Source organism: Kitasatospora sp. NPDC058218 (assembly GCF_042882445.1).
GTDB lineage: Bacteria > Actinomycetota > Actinomycetes > Streptomycetales > Streptomycetaceae > Kitasatospora.
Map to the genome: position 1 here is coordinate 37,552 of NZ_JBHVWC010000032.1, position 10,351 is coordinate 47,902.

At 72.6% G+C, this 10,351-nt stretch carries 1 protein-coding gene; it reads right to left on the reverse strand.

Features of this window, described 5'->3' with window-relative positions:
* Positions 1 to 8 precede the first annotated feature (8 nt).
* A complete protein-coding gene (locus ACFVYI_RS21055) occupies positions 9 to 10,340 on the reverse strand; it encodes an SDR family NAD(P)-dependent oxidoreductase (RefSeq protein ID WP_387887696.1) in 10,332 nt (3,443 codons plus the stop codon).
* Positions 10,341 to 10,351 lie beyond the last annotated feature (11 nt).

A 10,351-nucleotide genomic window follows, 5' to 3' on the forward strand; every position in this document is an offset into this window, starting at 1 on the left:
GGGCCGGATCAGCGGTCGCTCAGACGGCCGAGCTCGTTGTCGATGAATGCGAGGACCTCGTCCGTGCTCGCGGACTCGATCCGGTCGGCGACACCGCTCGCCGCGGTGGCCGGCTCCTTGCCCTGCAACGTCTCCAACATCCGGCGCAGTCGGAGGGAGAGCGCGTCCTTCGTCGCCTCGTCGGGCTCGCCGGCCGTCAGGGCGGCGCTCAGCCGGTCGAACTCCGTCAGCAGCGCGTACGCGTCGGCCGTGCCGTGCTCGTCGAGGAGTTCGGCGAGCAGGTGTTCGGCGAGGACGGTGGGCGTGGGGTGGTCGAAGACCAGGGTCGCCGGCAGGCGCAGCCCGGTGGCCGAGGTCAACCGGTTGCGCAGCTCGACGGCCGTCAGCGAGTCGAAGCCCAGCTCCCGGAACTCCCTGCCCGCGTCGACGGATTTCGCGCCGGCATGCCCCAGCACGGTGGCCCCCTCGGCCCGGACCAGGTCGACCACCGCGCGAAGACGCTCGCCGGCGCGCAGGTCCCGCAGCCGGGCGGCGAGGGCAGTGGACGTCGCGACCCCGCCTCCGCCGCTCGCCGCGACCCGCCGGGTGCCGGTGACCAGGCCGCGCAGCAGAGCGGGGACCGGCCCCTGCATCCGCGTGGCGCCGGAGGTCCGGCCGATCGGCACCAGCAAGGGTTCGTCGGTCCGGGTGGCGGCGTCGAGGAGGGCCAGACCCTGCGCGACGGACAGCGGCGGCACACCGGAGGCGGTGATCCGCCGCAGGTCCGCCTCGGAGAGCGTCCCCGTCATACCGGCCGACTGGGCCCACGCACCCCAGGCCAGCGACTGCGCCACCAGACCCCGTGAGGTGCGGTACTGCGCCAGGCTGTCCAGGAAGACGTTGCCCGCCGCGTAGTTGCCCTGACCGGCGCTGCCCATCACACCCGAGATCGACGAGAACAGCACGAACGCCGATAGCTCCAGGCCCTCGGTCAACTCATGAAGATGCCAGGCGGCATCCACCTTCGGCCGCAGCACGGCCGACAACCGCTCCGGTGTCAGCGACGTCACGACACCGTCGTCCAGCACACCCGCCGTGTGCACCACCGCCGACAGATCACTGGTTTGTTCCAGCACCCCGGCCAACGACCCACGGTCCCCCACATCACACGCGGCGACGACCACCTCCGCACCCAGACCGGCGAGCTCCGCCCGCAACCCCACCGCACCCGGCGCCTCCAATCCACGCCGACTCACCAGCAACAGCTTCCGCACACCGTGCGCGGTGACCAGGTGCCGGGCCACCTCGCGGCCCAGGCCACCCGTCCCACCCGTGACCAACACCGTCCCGGCCTTCGCCCACACCGAGGACCCATCCGCGCCCGTGGCCCGGCGGGCCAACCGACCCACCCGCACCACACCACCACGCACGACGAACTGGGTCTCACCGGCGGCGAGCAGCGGGGCGAGGCCCGTCAGCACGCCGACCGCCTCCGACTCCTCCTCGACGTCCAGGAGGACGAGCCGGTCGGGGTTCTCCGACTGCGCCGACCGCACCAGACCCCACACCGCACCGGCAGCCAGATCCCGCACCACCTCGCCACGATCGGCCGCCACCGCACCACGCGTCACGAACACCAACCGCGCCGACCGCTCCGAAGCGATCCACTCCTGCACCAATCCCAAGACCCACGACGTGAGTTCATGCACCTCGCTCGGGACATCGACATCCGCGCCCGACACCGGAACCAGCACCAGCTCCGCGTCCCCAGGCACCTCCGCCAGGCACGACACCCCCACACCCAACGTCACCGAGCGCACCGCGCCAGGACCGGCCGGACGCGACACCGCCGGCACCCACTCCAACCGCAGCAACCCCTCCTCCCGGCCTCGGTCGCGTGCGGCGTCGAGCGAGGCTGCGGGCGCGGACAGCACCAGGGAGTCCACCGAGAGGACCGGTGCACCGTCGGCATCCGCCGCCAGCACGGCGACCGAGCTGTCGCCGGCCTTCACCACGCGCAGCCGGAGCACGGACGCGCCGGTCGCGTGGAGCTCCGCCCCGGTCCACCCGGAGGGCGCCAGGCGCTCGCTGTCGTCCACCCCGGCGAAGCCCGCAGCCTGCACGGCCGCCTCCAGCAGCGCCGGATGCAGACCGAAAGCCCCGGCATCGTCCGCCCGGCCGGGCAGCGCGGCCTCGGCGAACACCTCCTCGCCGCGCTGCCACACCGCCCGCAGCGTTCGGAACGCCGCGCCGTACTCTGCCGACTCGTAGAAGCCCTGCAGGTCCACCGCGCGGGCGTCCCGGGGTGGCCAGACGGTCGCGTCGAAGCCGGGCACCCCCTGCCCGCCCGTGGCCAGGGTGCCGGTGGCGTGGCACGTCCACGGAGTGTCCGGCGCACCGTCCGGGCGGGCGTAGCAGCGCAGCGGACGAAGGCCGGCCTCGTCGGCGGCTCCGACCGAGACCTGGACCACGACGGCCCCCTCCTCGGGGAGCGGCAGCGGCTCGGTGACGCTCAGTTCCTCGACCCGGCCGCAGCCGACCTGGTCCCCGGCACGGATCGCCAACTCCAGGAAGCCGGTGCCCGGGAGAACAGCATCGGCGCCGAGCCGGTGGTCACCGAGCCAGGGCTGTGAGTCGATCGACAGCCGGCCGGTCAGCAGTACGCTCTGCGAATCGGCGACCTCGACCGATGCCCCGAGCAGCGGATGCTCGGTCGGCCTGAGACCCGCACCGCTCACATCGCCGGTCCGGGCAGCGGGAACGGGCCAGTAGCGCTCGCGCTGGAAGGCGTAGGTGGGCAGGTCCAGGCGGCGGGCGCCCGTGCCGTCGAAGAGCCGGGCCCAGTCGACGGCCACGCCCGCGACGTGCAGCCGGGCCAGGCCCGTGAGCAGGGCAACCTCCTCGCTGCCGTCCTTGCGGAGCACCGCGGCAGCCACCTGCTCCTGCTCAAGCGTCAGTTGGGCGAGGGCCGTCAGGACGCCGTCGGGGCCGAGCTCCAGGAACGCCGACGCGCCGCGCTCGCCCAACGCCCTGACACCGTCGGCGAAGCGGACGGTCTCCCGGACGTGGCGGACCCAGTAGTCGGCCGAGCAGACCGTCTCGGCCGTCGCGAGACCGCCGGTCAGGTTGGACACCAGCGGGATCTGCGGCGGTCCGTAGGACAGGCCCTCCAGCACCGTGCGGAACTCGGCCAGCATCGGGTCCATCAGCGGCGAGTGGAACGCGTGACTGACCCGCAGCAGGGTGGTCTTGCGGCCCAGCTTCCGGACGTGGGCATCGACCGCCTCCACCGCGTCGCGGGCGCCCGACACCACGACGGACGACGGACCGTTGACGGCCGCGATCGACACGGACTCGCCCAGCAGGGCCAGGACTTCGTCCTCGTCGGCCTCGATCGCGACCATCGCACCACCGGCGGGGAGGGCCTGCATCAACCGGCCACGGGCGGCCACCAGCGTGCAGGCATCCGCCAGCGAGAACACGCCCGCCACATGCGCCGCCGCGACCTCACCGATCGAATGCCCGGCCACGAAGTCCGGCCGCACGCCCAGGAATTCGACCAGCCGGAACAGCGCCACCTCCACCGCGAACAGCGCCGTCTGAGCGAACTCGGTGCGGTCGAGCGACGCCGCGTCCGCACCCCAGACCACCTCCCGCACCGACCCGAACCCCGGCTCCGCACACACCGCGTCGAACGCCTCGGCGAACACCGGAAAGCGGGCATACAACTCACTACCCATCCCCAGCCGTTGCGAGCCCTGCCCCGAGAACAGCACCGCCAACGACCGCTCCACGGCCGCACCCCGCGCCACCTCCACGCCGTCCAACAGCACCGCCCGTTGCCCGAACCGGGCCCGCCCCGCCAGCGACACCCCCACACCGAGCGCCGACAGTTCACCGAGCGCCGACACCCGCCCCAACTGGGCGTCCAACGCCGCCTCGGACTTCCCCGACACCACCCACGGCACCACGACAGGTGACACCACCGCCTCGACCGCACCCTCCAGCACCGGCGCCTGCTCCACGATCACATGCGCGTTCGTCCCACTCAGCCCGAACGACGACACTCCGGCCCGCCAGGGTCGGTCCACCGCAGGCCACGGTGTCGGCCCGGTCAGCAGTGCGACCGCTCCTCGGTCCCAGTCGACGTGCGAGGACGGTGCGTCCACGTGCAGCGTCTTCGGCAGGACCCCGTGCCGCATCGCCATGACCATCTTGATCACGCCCGCGACGCCGGCCGCCGCCTGGGTGTGCCCGATGTTGGACTTGAGCGAGCCCAGGAGGAGCGGCACCTCCCGGTCCTGCCCGTAGGTCGCCAACAGCGCCTGCGCCTCGATCGGGTCACCGAGCGGCGTGCCCGTCCCGTGGCCCTCGACCGCGTCCACCTCGGCGGCCGTCAGACCGGCATTGGCGAGTGCCTGGCGGATCACCCGCTGCTGCGACGGACCGTTCGGCGCCGTCAGACCGTTCGACGCACCGTCCTGGTTCACCGCACTGCCGCGCACCACCGCCAACACCGGATGCCCGTTGCGCCGAGCGTCCGACAGCCGCTCCAGCACCAGCACACCCACACCCTCCGACCAGCCCGTGCCGTCCGCCGCCTCCGCGAACGCCTTGCACCGACCGTCCGAAGCCAACCCACCCTGCCGACTGAACCCCAGGAAACTCATCGGCGTGGAGAGCACCGTCACCCCGCCCGCCAGCGCCAGCGTGCACTCGCCGCTGCGCAGCGACCGGGCGGCGAGGTGGAGCGCGACCAGGGAGGAGGAGCACGCCGTGTCCAGCGTGACGGCCGGTCCCTCCAGTCCGAAGGTGTAGGAGATCCGACCCGAGATCACACTGTTCGCCAGGCCCGTACTGGCGTGGCCCTCCACGTCCTCACGGGAGTTCATCACCAACGAGGCGTAGTCCTGGCCCGTCGACCCGACGAAGACGCCGGTCCGGCTCCCGCGCAGCGTCACCGGGTCGATGCCCGCCCGCTCGAAGGCCTCCCACGAGGATTCCAGGAGCAGCCGCTGCTGCGGGTCCATCGCCATCGCCTCACGCGGCGAGATCCCGAAGAAGCCCGCGTCGAACTCGGCCAGTCCTGGAAGGAATCCACCACGCCGGGTGGCACTCACCCCGCGGCTGTCCGCGCCGGTGCCGCCGAAGAGGGCGGCCAGGTCCCAGCCGCGGTCGGTGGGGAATTCGGCCATGCCCTCCCGTCCGTCGACGAGCAGGTGCCACAGCTCCTCGGGAGAGGCCACGCCACCGGGCATCCGGCAGGCCATGCCGACGATGGCGACCGGTTCGTCACCGTCCGGGAGAGTCGCCTCCGGGATGTCCGACTCCCCCCGCTCGTCGAGAAGTTCGGTGAGCAGGTGTGCGGCGAGGACGGTGGGTGTGGGGTGGTCGAAGACCAGGGTCGCCGGCAGCCGCAGCCCGGTGACCGAGGTCAATCGGTTGCGCAGCTCGACGGCCGTCAGCGAGTCGAAGCCCAGTTCCCGGAACTCCCGACTCGGGTCGACCGACTTCGCGGAGGAATGCCCCAGCACGGACGCGGCCTCGGCGCGGACCAGGTCCACGACGAAGCGGGCCTGGTCCCCGCCCCGCAGTTCCCGCAGCCGGGCCGCGAGAACCGCCGCCGTACCGGCCCCGCCCACGGTGGTCGCAGCGCGTCGCCGCGAGCCACGAATGAGGTTGCGGAAGAGCGGCGGCACCTCGCGGTGTGGCTGCGCAGTTCCCGTGAGCCTGCCGAGGGGCACCAGCAAGGGTTCGTCGGTCCGGGTGGCGGCGTCGAGGAGGGCCAGACCCTGCGCGACGGACAGCGGCGGCACGCCGGAGGCGGTGATCCGCCGCAGGTCCGCCTCGGAGAGCGTTCCCGTCATACCGCCGGAGGGGGCCCAGGCGCCCCAGGCCAGCGACTGCGCCGCCAGACCACGGGAACGGCGGTACTGGGAGAGCGAGTCCAGGAAGACGTTGCCCGCCGCGTAGTTGCCCTGACCGGCACTGCCCATCACACCCGAGATCGACGAGAACAGCACGAACGCCGACAGCTCCAGGTCCTCGGTCAACTCATGCAGATTCCAGGCCGCGTCCACCTTCGGACGCAGCACGGCCGACAACCGCTCCGGGGTCAACGACGTCACGACACCGTCGTCCAGCACCCCGGCCGTGTGCACCACCGCCGACAGATCACTGGTTTGTTCCAGCACCCCGGCCAACGACCCACGGTCCCCCACATCACACGCGGCGACGACCACCTCCGCACCCAGACCGGCAAGCTCCGCCCGCAACCCCACCGCACCCGGCGCCCCCAAGCCACGCCGACTCACCAGCAACAGCTTCCGCACACCGTGCTCGGTGACCAGATGCCGAGCCACCTCGCGGCCCAGACCACCCGTCCCACCCGTGACCAACACCGTCCCGGCCTTCGCCCACACCGAGGACCCACCCGCACCCGTGGCCCGGCGAGCCAACCGACCCACCCGCACCACACCACCACGCACCACCACCTGCGCCTCACCCGCCGCCAACACCCCGGCAACCGGCAGCTCAGCACCCTCCTCCAGATCCACCAACAGCAACCGGCCCGGATTCTCCGACTGCGCCGACCGCACCAGACCCCACACCGCACCCGCCGGCAGATCCCGCACCACCTCGTCCGCATCAGCCTGAACCGCGCCACGCGTCACGAACACCAACCGCGCCGACCGCTCCGAAGCGACCCACTCCTGCACCAACCCCAAAACCCACGCAGTGAGTTCATGCACCTCATTCGGGACGTCCATCCCCGGCGCCGACACCGGAACCACCACCAGCGCCGCGTCCCCCGGCGCCTCCGCCAGGCACGACACCTCGACGCCCAACGTCACCGAGCGCACCGCGCCAGAACCGGCCGGACGCGACACCGCCGACACCCACTCCAACCGCAACAACCCGTCCAGCCCCGCCACCGCCCCCGCCACCGGAGCCCCCAACACGAGCGACTCCACCGACAACACCGGCGCACCCTCGACATCCACCACCGCCAGCGACACCACCCCCTCACCGGCCCGCGTCACCCGCGCCCGCACCACCGACGCACCCGCCGCATGCAGCGACACACCGCCCCACCCCACCGGCACCAACCCACCGCCGACGGCCCGCACCACCTCCGCCAGCAACGCCGGGTGAAGCCCGTACCGCCCCGCATCCCGCCCGGCCTCACCCGTCAACCCGGCCTCGACGAAGGTCTCCTCACCCCGACGCCACACCGACACCGACCCACCACCCGACGAAACCACCACCGCACCACGCGGCGGCCACACCGACCCGTCAAAGTCCGCGACCCGCTCCCCCACCACCAACACACCCGACGCATGCTCGGTCCAGGGCCCCTCCACCACCCCTTCCGCACGCGAGAAGAAACTCACCGCCCGCACACCCGACGCATCCGGTGAGCCGACCCGCACCTGGAGCATCACGCCGTCGTGCCCCGCGAGCACCAGGGGCGCGCTCAGGGTCAGCTGCTCGACCCGGTCACAGCCCACGAAGTCGCCTACCTGGAGGGCCAGTTCCAGGAGCGCGGTGGCCGGGAAGTCAACCTGCCCTTCCACGGCCTCCGCCGCCAACCAGGGCTGCGTCCGGGCGGAGATCCTGCTGGTGAACACCACCGCCTCGGAGCCGGCCAAGGGGATCGCCGCACCCAGGAGCGGGTGTTCGGCGGCGAGGAGTCCCACAGCCGTCACGTCTCCCACGGCCGGGGCCGGCACCGGCCAGTGGCGCTCGCGCTGGAAGGCATAGGTCGGCAGATCGACCCGGCGGGCGCCGGTGCCGTCGAAGAGCCGCGCCCAGTCGACAGCCACGCCCGCGACGTGCAACCGGGCCAGACCGGCGACCAGGCCGACCTCCTCGCCGCGGCCCTTGCGCAGCACCGGCTCCGCCGTGATCTCCTGGGCCACCGCCAGCTGCGCCAGCCCGGTGAGCACCCCGTCGGGGCCCAGCTCCAGGCATGCCGACACACCCTCGGCGACCAGCGCCCGCACCCCGTCCGCAAACCGGACCGCCTCCCGCACATGGCGCACCCAGTACTCCGGCGAACACAGCAGCTCCGCCGTCGCGACGCCCCCGGTGACGTTCGACACCAACGCCAGCTCCGGCGGCCGAAACGACAGGCCCTCGACCACTGCACGGAACTCGGCGAGCATCGGGTCCATCAGCGGCGAGTGGAACGCGTGACTGACCGAGAGTCGGGCGGTCTTCCGCCCCTGCTCGGCAAAGTACTCCCGGACTCCCTCGACCGCGCTCTCGGCCCCGGAGACGACCACGGACAGCGGACCGTTGACGGCCGCGATCGAAACGAAGTCATTCAGGAGGCAGCGGACTTCGGACTCCGTTGCTTCGAGCGCGGCCATCGCTCCACCGGCCGGCAGCGCGTCCATCAATCGCCCGCGGGCGGCCACCAGCGTGCAGGCATCCGCCAGCGAGAACACGCCCGCCACATGCGCCGCCGCGACCTCACCGATCGAATGCCCGGCCACGAAATCCGGCCGCACGCCCAGGAATTCGACCAGCCGGAACAGCGCCACCTCCACCGCGAACAGTGCCGCCTGCGCGTGCACCGTCCGGTCGAGCGACGCCGCGTCCGCACCCCAGACCACCTCCCGCACCGACCCGAACCCCGGCTCCGCACACACCGCGTCGAACGCCTCGGCGAACACCGGGAAGCGGGCATACAACTCACGACCCATGCCGATCCGTTGCGAGCCCTGCCCCGAGAACAGCACCGCCAACGACCGCTCGCTACTCTCGCCGCGCACCACCTCGGTGCCGTCCAGCACCACCGCCCGGTGCCCGAACCGGGTCCGCCCCGCCAGCGACAACCCCACATCCAGCGCCGACAGTTCACCGAGCGCCGACACCCGCCCCAGCTGCGCATCCAACGCCGCCTCGGACTTCCCCGACACCACCCACGGCACCACGACAGGTGACACCACCGCCTCGGCCACAACCTCCACCACCGGCGCCTGCTCCACGATCACATGCGCGTTCGTCCCACTGATCCCGAAGGAGGACACGCCCGCCCGCCACGGCCGGTCCACCTCCGGCCAGGCCCGCGCCTCGGTGAGCAGCCCAACCGCGCCGGCCGACCAGTCCACGTGCGAGGACGGCGCGTCCACATGCAGGGTCCTCGGCAGGACCCCGTGCCGCATCGCCATGACCATCTTGATCACGCCCGCGACGCCGGCCGCCGCCTGGGTGTGCCCGATGTTGGACTTGATCGAGCCCAGGAGGAGCGGCACCTCCCGGTCCTGCCCGTACGTCGCCAGCAGCGCCTGCGCCTCGATCGGATCACCCAGCGGCGTACCCGTCCCGTGGCCCTCGACCGCATCCACGTCCGCCCCGGACAGCCCGGCGCTCGCCAGTGCCCGGCGGATCACCCGCTGCTGCGAGCGGCCGCTCGGCGCGGTGAAGCCATTGGACGCACCGTCCTGGTTCACCGCACTGCCGCGCACCAGCGCCAGCACGGGATGCCCGTTGCGCCGCGCGTCCGACAGCCGCTCCAGCACCAGCACACCCGCACCCTCCGACCAGCCCGTGCCGTCCGCCGCCTCCGCGAACGCCTTGCACCGACCGTCCGAAGCCAACCCACCCTGCCGACTGAACTCCATCAGGGAGCCGGGCGTCGACATCACGTTCACGCCGCCGGCCAGCGCGAGCGTGCACTCGCCGGACCGCAGCGACTGCACCGCCCAGTGCAGGGCGACCAGCGAGGAGGAACAGGCGGTGTCCACGGTGACGGCCGGGCCCTCCAGCCCCAGCTCGTAGGAGACGCGTCCGGAGACGGCACTGGCCGCGATCCCGGTGCCGATGTCCCCGGTGGCGTCGTCCAGGCCGCGCACCAGGAGGTAGGCGTAGTCCTGGCCGTTGGTGCCGACGAAGACGCCGGTCCGGCTGCCGCGCAGCGTCACCGGGTCGATGCCCGCCCGCTCGAAGGCCTCCCAGGAGGTCTCCAGCAGCAGCCGCTGCTGCGGGTCCGTCGTGACGGCCTCGCGCGGCGAGATGCCGAAGAAGTCGGCGTCGAAACCGGCGACGGAGTCGAGGAAACCGCCGCGCCGGCTGAGGTCGGTGCCCCGCTCGTCGACCCCGGCCGCGCGCAGGGCGTCGAGGTCCCAGCCGCGGTCGGACGGGAAGCCGGACATCGCGTCGGTGCCGGCCGCCACCAGGTCCCAGAGGTCCTCCGGGGACGCCACCCCACCGGGGTAGCGGCAGCCGATCCCGACCACGGCGATCGGCTCGGTCGCGGCGGCGACGAGACCGCGGTTCTGCCGTCGAAGCCGCTCGGCCTCCTTCATCGAGGACCGGAGGGCGTCGACAACCTTGTCGCTGGGCGTAGTCATGTGTCGCTCCG

Coding starts and splice junctions, on each gene's coding strand:
- ACFVYI_RS21055 (WP_387887696.1), bottom strand. CDS start 10,340: ATGACTACGCCCAGCGACAAGGTTGTCGACGCCCTCCGGTCCTCGATG.